The 16773-nt window shown below is 72.5% G+C and carries 16 protein-coding genes; 8 read left to right on the top strand and 8 right to left on the bottom strand.

The genetic code is table 11. From position 1 onward, the window contains the following. Nucleotides 1–111: 111 nt before the first annotated feature. Entirely contained in the window at nt 112–1095 is a 984-nt protein-coding gene (locus VKA29_RS34095) for a helix-turn-helix transcriptional regulator (protein WP_324789918.1), read from the bottom strand. 154 nt (nt 1096–1249) lie between these two features. Between VKA29_RS34095 and VKA29_RS34090 the strand changes: the two genes are divergently transcribed. Both VKA29_RS34090 and VKA29_RS34085 read left to right on the top strand, forming a co-directional pair. After that, nucleotides 1250–1462 carry a hypothetical protein gene (locus VKA29_RS34090; RefSeq protein WP_324789917.1) on the top strand — a complete coding sequence of 71 codons (213 nt, stop codon included), beginning with the start codon at nt 1250–1252 and terminating at the stop codon, nt 1460–1462. Next, entirely contained in the window at nt 1459–1794 is a 336-nt protein-coding gene (locus VKA29_RS34085; RefSeq protein ID WP_324789916.1) for a hypothetical protein, read from the top strand. The genes VKA29_RS34090 and VKA29_RS34085 overlap by 4 nt, the downstream gene beginning before the upstream one ends. Before the next feature lie 147 nt (nt 1795–1941). On the opposite strand, the gene VKA29_RS34080 is transcribed toward VKA29_RS34085, so the two are convergent. Next, on the bottom strand, nt 1942–2364 hold the full coding sequence (locus VKA29_RS34080; RefSeq protein WP_324789915.1) for a pyridoxamine 5'-phosphate oxidase family protein: 423 nt from the start codon (nt 2362–2364) through the stop codon (nt 1942–1944). A 126-nt stretch (nt 2365–2490) separates the two neighbouring features. On the opposite strand from VKA29_RS34080, the gene clpB reads away from it, so the two are divergent. Continuing rightward, complete coding sequence (gene clpB / locus VKA29_RS34075; protein WP_324789914.1) at nt 2491–5100, top strand: ATP-dependent chaperone ClpB; 2610 nt, start codon at nt 2491–2493, stop codon at nt 5098–5100. 136 nt (nt 5101–5236) lie between these two features. Here the strand turns inward: clpB and VKA29_RS34070 are convergent, their stop codons facing one another. After that, the gene (locus VKA29_RS34070) at nt 5237–5512 is read right to left on the bottom strand and encodes a hypothetical protein (protein ID WP_324789913.1); all 276 of its coding nucleotides are present in this window, start codon (nt 5510–5512) and stop codon (nt 5237–5239) included. A 140-nt stretch (nt 5513–5652) separates the two neighbouring features. Next, the gene (locus tag VKA29_RS34065) at nt 5653–8151 is read right to left on the bottom strand and encodes an MMPL family transporter (RefSeq protein ID WP_324789912.1); all 2499 of its coding nucleotides are present in this window, start codon (nt 8149–8151) and stop codon (nt 5653–5655) included. Between the two features lie 165 nt (nt 8152–8316). Between VKA29_RS34065 and VKA29_RS34060 the strand changes: the two genes are divergently transcribed. Further along, nucleotides 8317–8898 carry a helix-turn-helix domain-containing protein gene (locus tag VKA29_RS34060; RefSeq protein WP_324789911.1) on the top strand — a complete coding sequence of 194 codons (582 nt, stop codon included), beginning with the start codon at nt 8317–8319 and terminating at the stop codon, nt 8896–8898. Nucleotides 8899–9069: 171 nt separating this feature from the next. Here the strand turns inward: VKA29_RS34060 and VKA29_RS34055 are convergent, their stop codons facing one another. Further along, a complete protein-coding gene (locus VKA29_RS34055; protein ID WP_324789910.1) occupies nt 9070–9753 on the bottom strand; it encodes an ABC transporter ATP-binding protein in 684 nt (227 codons plus the stop codon). Further along, the gene (locus VKA29_RS34050; RefSeq protein WP_324789909.1) at nt 9750–10838 is read right to left on the bottom strand and encodes an ABC transporter permease; all 1089 of its coding nucleotides are present in this window, start codon (nt 10836–10838) and stop codon (nt 9750–9752) included. Before VKA29_RS34050 ends, VKA29_RS34055 begins: the two co-directional genes overlap by 4 nt. A gap of 173 nt (nt 10839–11011) precedes the next feature. Between VKA29_RS34050 and VKA29_RS34045 the strand changes: the two genes are divergently transcribed. Both VKA29_RS34045 and VKA29_RS34040 read left to right on the top strand, forming a co-directional pair. Then, complete coding sequence (locus VKA29_RS34045) at nt 11012–12226, top strand: sensor histidine kinase (protein ID WP_324789908.1); 1215 nt, start codon at nt 11012–11014, stop codon at nt 12224–12226. After that, nucleotides 12223–12861, top strand: a complete 639-nt coding sequence (locus tag VKA29_RS34040) for a response regulator transcription factor (RefSeq protein WP_324789907.1) — start codon at nt 12223–12225, stop codon at nt 12859–12861. Before VKA29_RS34045 ends, VKA29_RS34040 begins: the two co-directional genes overlap by 4 nt. A gap of 38 nt (nt 12862–12899) precedes the next feature. On the opposite strand, the gene VKA29_RS34035 is transcribed toward VKA29_RS34040, so the two are convergent. Beyond that, on the bottom strand, nt 12900–13250 hold the full coding sequence (locus VKA29_RS34035) for a hypothetical protein (protein ID WP_324789906.1): 351 nt from the start codon (nt 13248–13250) through the stop codon (nt 12900–12902). 341 nt (nt 13251–13591) lie between these two features. Here VKA29_RS34035 and VKA29_RS34030 point away from each other — a divergent pair, with 341 nt between their 5' ends. Further along, on the top strand, nt 13592–14779 hold the full coding sequence (locus VKA29_RS34030) for a pyridoxal phosphate-dependent aminotransferase (RefSeq protein WP_324789905.1): 1188 nt from the start codon (nt 13592–13594) through the stop codon (nt 14777–14779). Nucleotides 14780–14882: 103 nt separating this feature from the next. After that, nucleotides 14883–16070, top strand: a complete 1188-nt coding sequence (locus VKA29_RS34025) for a hypothetical protein (protein WP_420718630.1) — start codon at nt 14883–14885, stop codon at nt 16068–16070. Between the two features lie 19 nt (nt 16071–16089). On the opposite strand, the gene VKA29_RS34020 is transcribed toward VKA29_RS34025, so the two are convergent. Next, complete coding sequence (locus VKA29_RS34020; RefSeq protein WP_324789904.1) at nt 16090–16629, bottom strand: YbjN domain-containing protein; 540 nt, start codon at nt 16627–16629, stop codon at nt 16090–16092. Between the last annotated feature and the right edge of the window lie 144 nt (nt 16630–16773).

Genomic DNA, 16773 nt, shown 5'->3' with positions numbered 1-16773 from the left:
CGGTGCGCCGCCGGCCGGCCGGCCCGGCTCGGTCTCGGGTCCGTCGCCCGCGGTCCGGTGGTGCGTTTCGGTCGTCACCCGGGAGCCTTCTCATGCCTAGGCGGTCGGTGGTCAGCTGTCGCGGTCCAGGATCCCCGCCTGGGCGATCAGGAAGCCGAGCTGGGCCCGGCTGCCGCTGCCGAGCGCGGCCGCCAGCTTGGCGATGTGGGCCCGGCAGGTGCGGACGTTCATGCCGAGCCGGCGGGCGATGGCCTCGTCGACGTGCCCCTCGATGAGCAGCTTGGCTATGGACCGCTGGACGCCGGTGATGCCTTCCGGGGTGGACTCGTAGGGCACCTCCTCCAGCAGCGGCGTGGCCCGCTGCCAGAGCTGTTCGAAGACCCTGATGAGGTACTGCACGAGGCCGGGGTGGCGCAGTTCCAGGGCGACCTGGCGGTCGTCCTGGGCCGGGATGAAGGCCACCGTGGTGTCGCAGATGATGAGCCGTTCGATGAGCTCCTCGAGGGTGCGGATCTCGACCTTGGCGCCAGCCATCTGGTCCATGTACGCGTAGGTGCTCTGGCTGTGCCGCACGGTGTGCTGGTAGAGGGTGCGCATGGAGATGCCCCGCTCTATCAGCGGTTTGCTGCGCTTGAGGGCCTGACTGAGGATGTGCTCCGGCCGGCTGCCGCCGGGCTGTACCGTCAGGACCTCGGTGCGGGCCTCGGCGATCGCCACGTCCAGCGCCGCGTGGATGCGGTCGATGCCCTCCAGCACGGTGATCGCGTGGGTGGTCGCCGGTTTCTGGGCACTGATGTCCAGGAACGGCTGGAAGGTGTCCGCCAGGTCCAGGGTGAGGCGCCGTCGGTCCTGTATCTCCCTTTCCAGGGGCTGCAGTTGCTGGGCGAGTACGACGGAGGGCGGAACCGGGCGCAACCAGCTCGCGTCGTCCGGATCGGGGTGGAGCAGGGCGAACTCGAGCAGACAGGGGGCGCTTTCGACCTCGCCGCGGGAGATACGTCCGGAACTGAGAGCACTGGCGTAGAGACGGGAGCCGTCGGCACACAGATCGGTGATGCCATGAGGATGTGTCGGTTTTGTGCTCTTTGTTGGCAAATCTCCACCCCCCAGGGTCCTGAACGTGCAGGAACATGATGCATCTCTTGTGTGGCATTGACGTGCCTGAATGAGCCATCGTCTTGTTTCACGGGGGAGAGGAAGCCATCAAGTGAGGACGAAGCCGACCATGAATAAGAGAATGCTTCGCTCAGTGCTTGCCACTGCCTTCGTAGTCGCGCTGGCCAGCGGTGCGGCCGGTCCTCTTGACGTCGGCTGGTCGAGCCCCGCCGGCGCGAAGACCGCCGCACTGGACGTCGGTTGGGACATCTCGGCCGCCGCCCCCGGGGACGTCGGCTGGGTGGTCACCGGCGGTGACGGCGCGCAGGACGTCGGCTGGTCGACCCCGGCGGGCGCGGACGCATGACCACGCCACCCGACGACCGGTCCTTCCGGCGCGAAATGGCCACCGCCTATCGCTCGGGGTGGCACTTCATCGACCTGGTCACCGCGATTCCTCATCCTGGTGACTCGCTGATGGTGACCGTCTTCGGTGAGCCGGTCGTCGTCACGCGGGACGAGGACGAGGACGTGAGGGCGTACCTGTGTCTGCGGCGGCCTCGGGGGGCGCCGCAGCCCGTACGGTGTGCCGTCCGGTACGGAATGATCTTTGTGAACCTCGATCGAAGAGACCATCGGCTGGTGGAACCGGAAACCCCCAATCCACGGACCATCTCAGCCACCCCCCGCAGTGCCTGACGCGATTCCCCCGTCGTAACAGATCGCTCAGGTGCTTCCCCCCGCAGCGGCGTCACCGTGACCTGAACACGGTGACGCCGCTGCAGTTTTCGGCACTTCTCCCGGTACCGCCGGGTTTGGAAGGGGCCGACTTGTGGCCGAAAACGGTCAGTCGCGGCCCGCGTTCCCCATCGCCCGCGTCAGCTCGATCTCGATGACCACGCGCGCCGGATTCGGCCTCGGCGCCCGCTCGTAGCGCTCGGCGAAACGCCGCTCCGCCTCCGCGACCCGCTCCGGCTCGGTCCGCACCCGGGCCCGGCCCTCCAGCGTCGCCCAGCGCCGTCCGTCCACCTGGCACACGGCCACCCGTGCCCCCTCCGGGCCGGCCGCCAGCACGTTGCGCGCCTTCGCGCTCGTCCCGCTCGTGATCACCCGGGCCAGCCGTGCCCCGGGGTCGTACGTCACGCAGACCGGCACCACGTGCGGGCTGCCGTCGGCGCGGGGCGTCGTCAGCGTGCACAGGTGCCGCTCGCGCCAGAAGCTGAGGTACGACGCGTCGGGAGCGCCCGGGTCCTGCGGGTACGAGGTCATGGCTGGAACTTAACCGTTCGGGTCTCCCGGACACTCCTTGAGTGGAATAGACTCAACTTTGTGGACGTTGACCGAGTCAGCACCGGGAGACGTGGCGACAGCTGACGCCAGGAGGAGAAAGCGAACGTGGACGCCGAGCTGACCAACCGGAGCCGGGACGCCATCAACGCGGCCGGCAATCGGGCCGTGACGGAGGGGCACCCCGACCTCACCCCCGCCCACCTGCTGCTGGCTCTGCTCCAGGGGCAGGAGAACGAGAACATCACCGACCTGCTGGCGGCCGTCGAGGCCGACCAGGCGGCGGTGCGCGCCGGCGCGGAGAAGATCCTCGCCGGGCTGCCCAGCGTGACGGGGTCCACCGTCGCCCCGCCGCAGCCCAACCGGGACCTGCTCGCCGTGATCGCGGACGCCTCCGAGCGGGCCGGGGAACTCGGGGACGAGTACCTGTCCACCGAGCACCTGCTCATCGGCATCGCCGCGAAGGGCGGCGCGGCCGGGGACGTGCTGACCGGCCAGGGTGCCAGTGCCAAGAAGCTGTCGGACGCCTTCAAGAAGGCGAGGGGAGGACGCAGGGTGACCACCGCAGACCCGGAGGGCCAGTACAAGGCCCTGGAGAAGTTCGGCACCGACTTCACCGCCGCGGCGCGGGAGGGGAAGCTCGACCCGGTGATCGGCCGGGACCAGGAGATCCGCCGCGTGGTGCAGGTGCTGTCGCGCCGTACGAAGAACAACCCGGTCCTCATCGGCGAGCCCGGCGTCGGCAAGACCGCCGTCGTCGAGGGGCTCGCCCAGCGGATCGTCAAGGGCGACGTGCCCGAGTCCCTGAAGGACAAGCGGCTCGTCGCGCTGGACCTGGGCGCGATGGTCGCCGGGGCCAAGTACCGCGGTGAGTTCGAGGAGCGCCTGAAGGCCGTCCTGGCCGAGATCAAGGACTCCGACGGGCAGATCATCACCTTCATCGACGAGCTGCACACCGTCGTCGGCGCGGGAGCCGGCGGCGACTCCGCGATGGACGCCGGGAACATGCTCAAGCCGATGCTGGCGCGCGGCGAGCTGCGCATGGTCGGCGCCACCACCCTCGACGAGTACCGCGAGCGCATCGAGAAGGACCCGGCGCTGGAGCGCCGCTTCCAGCAGGTGCTGGTCGCCGAGCCGACGGTCGAGGACACCATCGCGATCCTGCGCGGACTCAAGGGCCGCTACGAGGCCCACCACAAGGTGCAGATCGCGGACAGCGCGCTGGTCGCCGCCGCCACGCTCTCCGACCGGTACATCACCTCCCGCTTCCTGCCCGACAAGGCCATCGACCTCGTCGACGAGGCGGCTTCCCGGCTGCGCATGGAGATCGACTCCTCGCCGGTCGAGATCGACGAACTCCAGCGCGCCGTCGACCGGTTGCGCATGGAGGAGCTGGCGATCGGCAAGGAGACCGACCCGGCCTCCCGCGAGCGGCTGGAGAAGCTGCGCCGCGACCTCGCCGACAAGGAGGAGGAACTGCGCGGCCTGACCGCCCGCTGGGAGAAGGAGAAGCAGTCCCTCAACCGCGTCGGCGAGCTGAAGGAGCGGCTCGACGACCTGCGCGGCCAGGCCGAACGCGCCCAGCGCGACGGTGACTTCGACACCGCCTCCAAGCTGCTGTACGGCGAGATCCCGGCCCTGGAGCGGGACCTGGAGGCCGCCTCCGAGGCCGAGGAGGAGGCCGCGAAGGACACCATGGTCAAGGAGGAGGTCGGCTCCGACGACATCGCGGACGTCGTCGCCGCCTGGACCGGCATCCCGGCCGGCCGGCTGCTGGAGGGCGAGACGCAGAAGCTGCTGCGCATGGAGGAGGAGCTGGGCAAGCGCCTGATCGGCCAGGAGGAGGCCGTGCGCGCGGTGTCCGACGCGGTGCGGCGCTCCCGGGCCGGCATCGCCGACCCCGACCGCCCGACCGGCTCGTTCCTCTTCCTGGGCCCCACCGGCGTCGGCAAGACCGAACTCGCCAAGGCGCTCGCCGACTTCCTCTTCGACGACGAGCGGGCCATGGTCCGCATCGACATGTCGGAGTACGGCGAGAAGCACAGCGTGGCCCGGCTGGTCGGCGCCCCGCCCGGGTACATCGGCTACGAGGAGGGCGGCCAGCTCACCGAGGCGGTCCGCCGCCGCCCGTACACGGTCGTGCTGCTCGACGAGGTCGAGAAGGCCCACCCCGAGGTCTTCGACGTGCTGCTGCAGGTGCTGGACGACGGCCGCCTGACGGACGGTCAGGGCCGCACGGTCGACTTCCGCAACGCCATCCTGGTGCTGACCTCGAACCTGGGCAGCCAGTTCCTGGTCGACCCGCTGCGCTCGGAGGAGGAGAAGAAGGAGCAGGTCCTGGAGGTCGTGCGGGCCTCCTTCAAGCCCGAGTTCCTCAACCGGCTCGACGACCTGGTGGTCTTCTCGGCGCTGACCAAGCCGGAGCTGGAGCGGATCGCGAAGCTCCAGATCGACCGCCTGGCCAAGCGGCTCACCGAACGCCGGCTGACCCTGGAGGTCACCGACGAGGCCCTGTCCTGGCTGGCCACGGAGGGACTGGACCCGGCGTACGGCGCCCGGCCGCTGCGCCGCCTGATCCAGACCGCCATCGGCGACCGCCTGGCCAAGGAGATCCTGGCCGGCGAGGTCAAGGACGGCGACACCGTCCGCGTCGACTCCTTCGGCGACGGCCTCCTGGTGGGACCGGCGACCGGTGAGAAGGCCGGCAAGACGCTGTAGCCCCCGTACGGTTCGGGCCCGTCACCCCGGTGGGTGACGGGCCCGTCCGTGTCCGCCGCCGGGCTCCCGGGGGACCCCGGCGACGGAGTGGGCAGGATGGACGCGGCTCCCCCTGCGGGAGCTCAGCTGCCCCGTGTCAGCTGCCTCCACCGCATCCGCCGCCCCCGCCGCACGACGACCCGCCGCCGCAGGACGACCCGCCGCCGCACGAATGGCCGCCACCGCAGGAGTGACCCCCGTGGTGGCTGCCGCCGTGCGAGCCGCTGTCGCCCCCGTCGGCCCACCAGCTGCTGTCCCCGCCGTACGAGCGTCCGCCCGACCCGCGGGCCGACCGGACCCGGCCGCCCCTGCGCGCCGCGCTGACGAGGACCGCCAGGAAGACGATCCCGGCGATCACGATGAAGCCGGTCATGGCGTCACCGTCCTCTCGATTCCCCCGAAGCAGCCCCCCGTGGGTGCCTCGCCGTGTTGCGTGCCCGGGGGATGCCCGGCCCCGACGGCGGCCAAAGCAGAGTTGAGCAAGTTCTGAGCCTCGGCACCGGAGGAGTTCCCTCACCGGGAGGCGGTGGGGCGTGGGGCCGTGGCCGCCCCCGGAAGCCGGCCGGTGCGGCGGGCCCACATGTCGAACGCCACGGTCATGAAGGGCAGTACGGCGGCCAGCAGGGCGAGGAGGGTCGTCCGGCCCAGCCGCCACCTGAGCCGGATCGCCACCAGGGCGGTCAGGAGCAGGTAGGCGATGAAGGCGGCCCCGTGGAGTGTTCCGAAGATCCGTACGCCGAGTTCGGTGGTTCTGGGGACGTACTTGAAGTACATCCCGGTCAGCAGGCCGGCCCAGGTGCCCGCTTCCACCACGGCGATCCAGGTGAAGGCGCGCAGCAGGGGCCCCGTCCCGACGGCGGGTGAGGCGGGGGCGTCCGCGGTGGTCGTGGAGGGGTTCTCGGGACGTGCGGGCCACAGGGCGCGGTCGCCGAGGAGGCGGACGACGGCGGGGACGAGCAGGGGCCTGATGAGGAAGGTGTCCAGCAGGATGCCGAAGGCCATGCCGAAGCCGAACTGGAACAGTTCGCGGATCGGCTGGGTCATCAGGACGGCGAAGGTCGCCGCGAGGATGAGACCCGCGGAGGAGACGACGCCGCCGGTGCGGGTGAGGGCGGCGCTGATCGCCTCGACCGGGGGCAGGGTGCGCAGTTCCTGCTTGAACCGGCTCATGATGAAGATGTTGTAGTCGACGCCGAGCGCGACGAGGAAGACGAAGATGTACGCGGTGACGCGGTTGCCGATGCCTTCGTCGCCGAGGACGGTCAGGGTGAAGAAGGTGGTGGCGCCAAGGGTGGCCAGGAACGACAGGACGAGCGTCGCGACCAGGTAGAGCGGTGCGAGCAGCGAGCGCAGCAGGAGGACGAGGACCGCCGCTACGACGGCCAGGACCAGGAGCACGATGAGGACCGTGTCGCGGTCCAGGGCGGAGCGGATGTCGGCGTTCTGCGCCGTCTCCCCGCCGATGAGCACGGTGGCGTCCCGCACGCCGGCGGTGTCGGCCGCGGTCCGGGTGGCCTCCTTGAGGGGCCCGATCGCGTCGAGTGCCTCGGAGCTGTACGGGTCGACGTCGAGGACGACGTCGTAGAAGACGGTCCTGCCGTCCTCGCCGAAGCGGGGTTCTCCCACCCGGGCGACGTCGTCGGTGCCGGCCAGCCCAGCGGCGATGCCGGCGGATGCGGGGCCGGAGCGCAGGTCGTCCCGGGAACGGACGACGACGGTGCTGGGCGCGATCTCGCCGGGCCCGAACTCCTGCTGGATGAGTTGCCGCCCGCGCTCCGACTCGGTGGCGGTCCGGAAGCCGCTGAGGGTGTTGAAGCTCTCCCGGTAGCCCAGCAGGCCGGCGCTCATCACCATGAGCAGCACGAGAACGGCCGCGACGATCCGGACGGGGGCCCGGGTGACGAGAGCGGCGGTGCGGTGCCAGACGCCCGCACCGCGACTGCGTTCGGCGGCTCTGTCCACGCCTCCCGGCCAGAAGACGCCCCTGCCCAGCAGGAGTACCAGGGCGGGGATGAAGGTGAACGCCACCAGCGCCATGACGGCCACGCCGAGGGCGAGGTAGGGGCCGAAGCCGCGCAGCGCGGGGGAGACGGCCACGAGCAGGGCGAACATGGCGAGCACGACGGTGGAGGCGCCGGCGAGGACGGATTCGGCGGTCCGGCGCACCGCGGTCCGCATCGCACGCGGACGGTCGGGCTCGTCGAGGAGTGCCTCGCGGTAGCGGGCGGTGATGATCAGCGAGTAGTCCGTGCCCACTCCGAACAGCAGCACGGTCATGATCGAGGCGGTCTGGGAGCTGACCGTGATGATTCCGGCGTCCGCGAGGAGCGCGCCGGTCGTCTCCGCCACGCGCATCGCCACTCCGACGGCGAGCAGGGGCACGAGCGCCATCAGGGGTGAGCGGTAGATGGCCAGGAGGAGGACGAGGACGAGCAGAACGGTGGCCAGGAGCAGGACCCGGTCACCGCCGCTGAAGACCTTCACGGTGTCGGTGGCGATCCCGGCGGGGCCGGTCACGGCGACTTCGGTGGGTCCGGCACGGTCGGACGTGAGGGCACGCACCTTGTCGACGGCGTCCCGGAAGGACTCGTCCGAGGGGCTTCCGGTCATGGGCGCGATGACCAGCTGGGTGCCACGGTCCCGCGAGACCAGCTCGGCCGCGGCGTCGGGAGCGGTCACCGTGGAGATCACGCCCGTCACATGGTCGGGCCTGGAGGTCCCGGACAGGGCCGAGGTGATGCGGGCGACGGCCTCCCCGGCACTCGCCGCGGCGTCGGCGCCCCGACCGTGCACCACGATGATCGCCGGCGTCGCGTCCCGGCCCGGAAGCTGCGCGCGGACGAGGTCGCGGGCCCTCATGGAGTCCGAGGCGGCCGGCGGCAGGTTGGCGGAGGTGTTGTCCTCGACGGATTCCAGAGCGGGGGCGGCCCCGGCGAGGAGGCCCGCGGTCAATACCCAGAAAGCCACCACCACGGCGGCGCGTTTCCTCGATCCCAGGAGACATCGGAGCATGCGGGAGAACAACGGTTTCATCAGGGAGCCTTCGGCCGGAAGCACGGAAAATCTTAGAGACAGGGGTGTCTCCAAGTCGCGGTCAAGCTAACACGGCCCCCTCGGGGCCCCGGCGCGGGGATAGATTGGGGGAGATGGCGCAATGCCCGAGGCGGAGCGGAGAGAATGCCCAAGATCGAAGCCGGGAGTGTCCGTGAGCACCGGGCCCAGCGGCTCGCCCAGCTGATCGACGCGGCCGAGGCGGTTCTGAACGAGGGCGGTATGGAGAGCCTCACCGCCGGTGCGGTCGCCGCGCGGGCCGGTATCGCCCGCAACAGCATCTACCGTTACTTCGACTCCATCGAGGACCTGCTCGAACTCGTCGTCACCCGTGAGTTCCCCGCCTGGATCGAGGCCGTGGAGCGGGCCGTCGCCGCCGAGGCCACCCCCGAGGAGCAGGCGGTCGCCTACGTCAGGGCCAACCTCGAGCAAGCCGCGCGCGGCGCCCACGGCTGGCGGGCCTCACTCTCACGCGGCTCGCTGTCCCCGTCGGCGCGGGACCGCGTGAGGCACCTGCACACCTCGCTGCACGAGGCGCTCGCCCGGGTCGTCCGTGACCTGGGCCGTCCGCAGCCGGAACTGACCGTCGCCGTGCTCCAGGCCGTCGTCGACGCCTGCATCCGCAGGATCGACCAGGGCGACGAACCGACGACCGTGTCCGACTTCGCGGCGGGAGCCGTACGCCGGCTGCTGGCACACGACCGGTAGTGATCCTTCCGGGTGCGCCGGCGCCGGCCGGCGGTCCTCGTCTCCGTCGTCCCTGATTCCCGCGAACCGTTACGGCGGGTTCGACCCGGGCGTGCGTTCGGATCCGGCGCGCCGCCGGTGCTCGCGGATCACGCGTGCCAGGGGTTCGCGCATGCCAGGGGTTCGCGCGTCCTAGGGGTTCGCGGCCGGAATGCGCAGGCGTCCGTCGTGGACTTCGGCGATCCGGTCGGCGGCGGTGAGGTGGGCGCGGTCGTGGGTGACCAGGACGGTGGCGGTGGCCTGCTGGTGGGTGAGGCGGGTGACGAGGTCGATGACGGCGGCGCCTCGTTCGTGGTCGAGGGCGCTGGTGGGTTCGTCGACCAGGAGGACGGTGGGGTCGTTCATCAGGGCGCGTGCGATGTTGACGCGCTGGCGCTGGCCGCCGGAGAGCTGGTGCGGACGGCGGCCGGCCCGGTCGGCGAGACCGACGGCGTCGAGGAGTTCCATCGCCCGGTCGTGGGCGGTGCGGGGCTTGCGGCCGTCGATCCGGGCCATGACCTGGAGCTGTTCGACGGCGGTGAGGGAGGGCAGCAGGTTGGGCTGCTGGAAGACGATGCCGATCTTGTGGCGGCGCAGTTCGGCGAGTTCGCCGCGGGTGAGGCCGGTGGTGGTCCGGCCGTCGATGGTCACCGTGCCGGTGTCGGGGGTGATCAGGGTGGCGGCGACGGCGAGCAGGCTGGACTTGCCGGAGCCCGAGGGGCCGACCACGGCGGTCAGGCTGCCCCGCGGCACGTCGAGGGTGACGTGGTCGAGGGCGGTCAGGCGGGTGTCGCCGTCGGGGTAGGTGAGGGTGACGTCGGTCAGTCTCAGGCTCATCGGGCGCTCCCCAGGGCGGTCAGCGGGTCGACGGAGGTGATGCGGCGGATGGACAGGGCGGCGCCGAGCGCGCCGAGGAGGACGATCACGGCGGCCGGGACCAGCACGGTGGTGGGGGTGAGCAGGAAGGGCACGTCGCTGCCGGACACCAGGGCGCCGAGGGCGGCGGCCAGGCCGGTGCCGATCAGGGTGCCGCCGGTGAGCAGGACGACGGCCTGGCCGAGGGCGTCCTCGAGCAGGCCCGCGGTGGAGGCGCCCAGGGCCTTGAGGACCGCGATGTCGCCGCTGCGCTGGATGGTCCAGACGGTGAAGAAGGCCCCGATGACCAGCGCGGAGATGGCGAACAGGAAGCCGCGCATCAGCTGCAGCGAGCCGTTCTCGGAAGTGTAGGAGCCGATCGCGGACAGCGAGTCCTCGGTGCTGACCGTTCTGGTGCCGGCCTGGTGGTCTACGGCGGTCACATCGGCCTCGGCGGTGGTGTTCAGGGCGATGACGGTGGCCTTCGGGCCCTGCCCGCCGCCGGTGGGCGGCGCGGTCCTCCGCCAGGTGTCCAGGCTGGTCCAGATCACCGGGGTGTGGCTGAAGTGGGCGTCGCCCTCGACGGCGGCCGCCGTCAGCCGCCGGCCCGCCACGTCGAGGGAGTCGCCGGCCCGCACGCCGAGGGCGTCGGCGGCCGAGGTGGACAGCACCACCGCGGTGCCGGTGATCCTGTCGCCGGCCGGGGCGAGGCGGGAGCCGGGCCGGACGCCGAAGACCGAGACCCCGGTGCTCCGGTCCCCGGCGGTGGCCCTGGTCGTGGTGATCCCCAGCGGCTCGGCGCTCTCGACGCCGGGCGCCCCGGACCACCGCTGCCACTGCCGCTCGGTGACGGTGGAGCCGGCATACGACAGGTCCTGCCCGCCGGTGGGCGCCTGGAAGGCGATCCTGTCGACGGGCAGGGACGTGATCGCGGAGATGTTCTGCTGCCCCAGTCCGGCCGTCAGCCCGGACAGCAGCCCGACCAGCAGGGTGATCAGCACGATGACGGTTCCCATCAGGGCGAAGCGCCCCTTGGCGAACTTCAGGTCTCTCCAGGCGACGAACACGGCCCTGACCCGTCCTTTCCAGCAGTGGTGGCGGTACGACTCCACCTTCGCCGCCGGCCCCCTGCGCGCGCGTCCGGCGCAGGACGGCACTTGGCGGGCCGAAAGACGGCGCACAGGTTCTAACTTTCGATGGAGGCCCACCGGGCGCCGGCCTTCGTAACCTGGGAGGCACTGTGAACACCGCCGCCCCCGCCCTGACCCCGACCACCCGGGCCCTGGCCTGGTGCCTGCACCTGCTGATCATCGGCCTGCTCGCGCTGGCCGCCGGACGCGCCGTGGCCGACGCCCGCCCCCACGCCGGGTGGATCGTCGCCGCCTCGGCGGCGTGCGGCCTGGTGTACGCGGTCGGACCCACGCTGCCGGGCGTCGGCCGCTCGCGGCGCGCCGCCGCGCTGTGGCTGGCCGCCGTGGGCGCCTGCTGGCTGACGGTGCTGGCCCTGTCTCCCGACGCCGTGTGGGTGGCCTTCCCGCTGTACTTCCTCCAGCTGCACCTGCTGCCCCGCCGTGCCGGGCTGGCGGCCGTGGCCGCCACCGCCGCCGCGGCCGTCGCGGGCTTCGCCGCCCACCAGCACTCCTTCAGCCCCGCCATGGCCATCGGTCCCGCGCTCGGCGCCGCCGTGGCGGTCGCGGTGGTGTGGGGCTACCAGGCCCTGTACCGGGAGAGCGAAGACCGCCGCCGGCTGATCGAGGAACTCACCGCCACCCGCGCCGACCTGGCCGCAGCCCAGCACACGGCCGGCGTACTCGCCGAACGCGACCGCCTGGCCCGCGAGATCCACGACACCCTCGCCCAGGGCCTGTCCAGCATCCAACTGCTGCTGTGCGCCGCCGGACGGGCACTGCCCGAGGCGCCGCAGAACGCGGCCCGCTACGTCGACCAGGCACGGCAGGCCGCCGTCGACAACCTCGCCGAGGCCCGCCGCTTCGTCGCGGCCCTCACCCCGCCCACCCTGGAGGGCACCACCCTGGCCGGCGCCCTGGAACGGCTGTGCGCCACCACGTCCGCCCGGCACCGGCTCACCGCGCGCTTCCACCTCACCGGCGACCCCGTCCCGCTCGCCACCGCCCAGGAGGTCGCGCTGCTGCGCATCGCCCAGTCCGCCCTGGCCAACACCGTCCACCACGCCGAGGCCGGCACCGCCGAAGTGACCCTCAGCCACCTCGGTGACCACGTCGTCCTCGACGTCGTCGACGACGGCCGCGGTTTCGACCCCGCCCGCCTGCCCGCTCCCGACCCCGAGGCCGGCGGGTTCGGACTGGCCGCCATGCGCGCCCGTGTCCAGGCCCTCGGAGGTACCCTCACCATCGAGTCCGCCCCCGGCCACGGCACCGCCCTGGCCGCCCGGCTGCCCCTCGCCCCGCCGGCCGAGACCGAGGTCCGCCCGTGACCGAAAGCGCCCCCGTCCGCCTGCTCCTGGCCGACGACCACCCCGTGGTACGGGCCGGGCTGCGCGCCGTGCTGGAGACCGAGCCCGGCCTCGTCGTCGTGGCCGAAGCCGCCACCGCGGAGGACGCCGTCACCCGCGCCGCCGAGGGCGACATCGACGTCGTGCTGATGGATCTGCAGTTCGGGAAGGGCATGGGCGGCGCCGAGGCCACCGCCCGGATCACCGCCCGGCCGGGAGCCCCCCGGGTGCTGATCGTCACCACCTACGACTCCGACGCCGACACCCTGCCCGCCATCGAGGCCGGCGCCACCGGCTACCTCCTCAAGGACGCCTCGCCCGAGGACCTGGCCGCCGCCGTACGCACCGCGGCGGCCGGACGCACCGCGTTGGCACCCACGGTCGCCGACCGGCTGATGAACCGGCTGCGCGCTCCGGGCGCCGCCCTGACCCGGCGCGAGACCGAAGTCCTCGGGCTGGTCGCCGACGGTCTGTCCAACCAGGCCATCGGCGACCGCCTCCACCTGACCGAGGGAACGGTCAAGTCCCATCTGGCCCGGATCTACGCCAAGCTCGACGTCGACTCACGCACCGCCGCCGTAGCCACCGCCACCGGCCTCGGCCTCATCCGCCGCTGACCCGCGCCCGCGCGGACGCCCGGAGCGGTCGCGCGGGATCAGCAGGGAGCGGTGACGTTGCCGCAGTAGATCCAGCCGTAGAAGTCGTGCGGGGTGCCGTTGCCGGCCGTGTACCGGACGTAGTACCAGAGGTTTCCGGCCGGGTTGCGGGCACTGTGGTCCCAGTACAGCCACTCGCCGGAGTAGGTCTGGATGACCACGGCGCAGCTGGCCTTGTAGCACTTCCTGATCGGACCTCCGAGCGAGGTGGTCCGGGTCCACGAGGCGGCGGAGACGTCGCTGCCGCCGGAGCCGGGACCGCCCCTGTCGGCGGCTGCCGGGGTGGCGGCGAGCCCGGTGCCGAGTGTCGCCGCGACGGCGGCGACGGCGAGTGCGCGTCGGATGCGCATGGTGTTTCCCCCTTTTGCTGGTCTGTGTCCAGGTGCTGGTCCGTGTCCAGGCTGCCGGGGAACGGCGGTCCTGTCGTCGGCGATTCGCGCCAAGTGTCCGGCGGCCCGCGCCAAGGGCCCGGCGGCCCGCGCCAAGGGCCCGGCGGCCCGCGACAAGGGCTCGGCGGCCCGCGACAAGGGCTTGGCGGTCCGCGACAAGGGCTGGATGATCCGGGACAAGGGCTCGGCGGTCCGCGCCGGTGCTCGGCGGTCCGTGCCGGGCCGGGGCCCGCCGCGGCGGGCCGGAGACGGGCCGGCCGGAGACGACGGCGGGTTGAGGAAAACCGCGGCTTCGGAGCACGATGACCGGCATGACCTCCAGCACCCGCCCGCCGCTCAACCGCCGGCTCGCCGAGTTCGGGACGACGATCTTCGCCGAGATGTCGGCGCTCGCCCTGCGCACCGGGGCGATCAACCTGGGCCAGGGCTTCCCCGACACGGACGGCCCCGAGGAGATCCGCGAGGCGGCCGTGCGGGCGCTGCGCGACGGCCGTGGCAACCAGTACCCGCCCGGCCCGGGCGTCCCCGAGCTGCGCGCCGCCGTCGCCGCCCACCAGCAGCGGCGGTACGGGCTGGCCCACGACCCCGACACCGAGGTCCTGGTCACGGCGGGCGCCACGGAGGCCATCGCCGCCTCGCTGCTCGCCCTCCTGGAGCCCGGCGACGAGGTGATCGCCCTCGAGCCGTACTACGACTCCTACGCCGCCTGCATCGCGATGGCGGGCGGCACCCGCGTGCCGGTCACCCTGCACCCGCACGAGGGAAGCTTCCGGCTGGACCTCGACGAGCTGCGCGCCGCCGTCACCGGCCGCACCCGCCTGCTGCTGATCAACACCCCGCACAACCCCACCGGCACCGTCCTCACCCGCGAGGAACTGGCCGCGATCGCCGAGCTGGCCGTCGAGCGGGACCTGCTCGTGGTGACCGACGAGGTCTACGAGCACCTGGTCTTCGACGACGCCGAACACCTGCCGCTGGCCGGTTTCCCCGGCATGCGGGAGCGGACGGTGACCATCGGATCGGCCGGCAAGACCTTCTCCTTCACCGGCTGGAAGGTCGGCTGGGTGACCGCGGCCCCCGGCCTGGTCGCCGCCGTCCGCTCGGCGAAGCAGTTCCTGACCTACGTCGCCTCCGGGCCGTTCCAGTACGCCGTCGCCGAGGCGCTGGCGCTGCCGGACGCCTACTTCGCCGCGTTCCGCGCGGACCTGCTCGCCAAGCGGGAACTGCTGTCGGCCGGGCTGACCAAGGCCGGGTTCCAGGTGTTCAAGCCCGCCGGGACCTACTTCGTCACCACCGACATCCGCCCCCTCGGCGAGAAGGACGGCTTCGCCTTCTGCCGCGCCCTGCCGGAGCGGGCCGGCGTCGTCGCCATCCCCAACGCCGTCTTCTACGACCACCGCGAGGCGGGAGCGCCGTTCGTCCGCTTCGCGTTCTGCAAACGCACGGAGGTACTCCAGGAGGCGGCCGAGAGGCTGGCCGGGCTGGGCTGAGCGGCCCGGGGCGGTCACGCCGCCGCGCCGGGCGGGCGGGGAAGCGTACCCGGCCGGACGCACACCGGTCGCGGGGCTCGCGGGCGGGCTGCACTGTGCCGGTGTGACCCACGCCAGCACGCTCGCCCGACCGTCTGTCACCCGGCCCGGCGCCCGCGGCCGCGCCCACCTGCCGACGGCGGCGGCGCTGGCCGGTGCCGTCGGCCTGTTCGCCGCCGCCCGTCTGCTCGGCGTCGCCGTGCTGGCGCTCGCCGCGCGGGCGACCGGGCAGCAGCCGTTCGCGCTGCTCGGACGGTCCTGGGACTCGGTGTGGTACCTGGGGATCGCCGCCCACGGGTACGGCCGCACCCTGCACTTCGGGGACGGCACCGTGCAGAGCGACCTGGCGTTCTTCCCGCTCTACCCGGCGCTCGTGCGGGCCGTGACCGCCGTCAGCCCGCTCGGCTGGGGGGCGGCCGGGCTGGCGGTGTCGTGGCTGGCGGCGGTCGTGGCCGCGTGCGGCATCCACGCGATCGGCGACCGGCTGTACGGCCGGACGCCGGCCGCCCTGCTGGTGCTGCTGTGGGGTCTGCTGCCGCACTCGGTGGTGCTGTCGATGGCGTACACCGAACCCGTGCTCACCGCGTTCGCCGCCTGGTCGCTGTACGCGGTGCTCACCGGGCGCTGGGTGTGGGCCGGGGCGCTGGCCGCGCTCGCGGGACTGTCGAGGCCCAACGGACCGGCGGTCGCGGCGGCGGTGCTGGCCGCCGCGGGGCACCAGGCGTGGCGGCGGCGCGGAAAGCCCGTCCACAGGCTGTGGACGGGCGCCGCGCTCGCGCCGCTCGGCTGGACGGCGTACGTGCTGTGGGTCGGTCTGCGCACCGGCGACGTGCCCGGCGGCTACTTCCGCGTCCAGCGGCTGTGGGGCTCCCGCTTCGACCTGGGGCACGGCTCGCTGCGGTTCGTGCTCCACCTGCTGCTGCACGGCGACCGTTTCGTCTTCCCGGTGGCGCTGCTGACCGTCGCGGCGGCGGCCGTGCTGTACGCCCTGCTGCTGGCCGACCGCGCCCCGCTGCCGCTGCTGGTGTACGCAGGCGTCCTGCTGCTGATCACGTTCGGCGGCTCGGGGTTCTTCGAGTCCAAGCCCCGCTTGCTGCTGCCGGCCTTCCCGCTGCTGCTGCCGCTCGCCCGTGCTCTGGCGCGCACGGCGAGAGCCCGGCCGTGGCACGCGACCGTGGTGGTCGGCGCCCTGGCCGGGCTCTCGTTCGGCTACGGGGCGTACCTGGTGGTACTGGCCCGGGTGCCCCTGTAGGGCGAGGCGGAGGTGAGGACTACTCGCCGTCCCCGGGCTCGTCCCCGGGCTCGTCCGCGTCGTCGATCTCCTGCTCGAGGCCGAGCTGCTCCACCAGCCACCGGTCGAACTCGATGGCGGCCCGCACCCAGCTGACCGTGGAGGAGACGAAGTGCTCCAGGCTCACGCCGGTGCCGATCAGCATCTGCGCCTCGCCGATCAGGCGGACGGTGCCGTCGTCGTGGGTGTGGCTGTAGACCTTGGGCCAAAGGGTCCGGCGGTTCCAGTCGTCGATGGACTCCAGCAGCTGGGCCTTCTCCTCGATGCCGTGCGGCCGGTCGTAGAACGTCCGCACCGAGAAGACCTGCTGGTCGCCCTCGCCGCGGAACATGAAGTACGTGCGGAACTGCTCCCACGGAGCGGCGAGGTCGCCTTCCTCGTCGACGACGTACTTGAGCTCCATCTGGTCGAGGAGCTGCTTCACGAGGTCCTGATCCGGGATGACGGGGCCCGCCGGTCCCTGGTTCTGCGGCTCGGGCTGGCCCCCGAAGTTCGGAATCGAGGACGGGTCGATGGACATACTTGGACACTCCTGCGGTCGTCTGGCTCGTCCGGCCGTCGCTGAGACCAGACGTACTGCCCACCCTCTCTCTCTTGGCACGTGAGCGGCAACCTTGCCTGGCGGACGGCGCCGCCCGCCGGGCAGGGTCGCCGGGTCCCCGGC

This window comes from Streptomyces sp. H51, assembly GCF_035656535.1.
Lineage (GTDB): Bacteria > Actinomycetota > Actinomycetes > Streptomycetales > Streptomycetaceae > Streptomyces.
The sequence above is the reverse complement of the archived record's forward strand: the minus strand, read 5'-3'. Positions and strand labels throughout refer to the sequence as shown.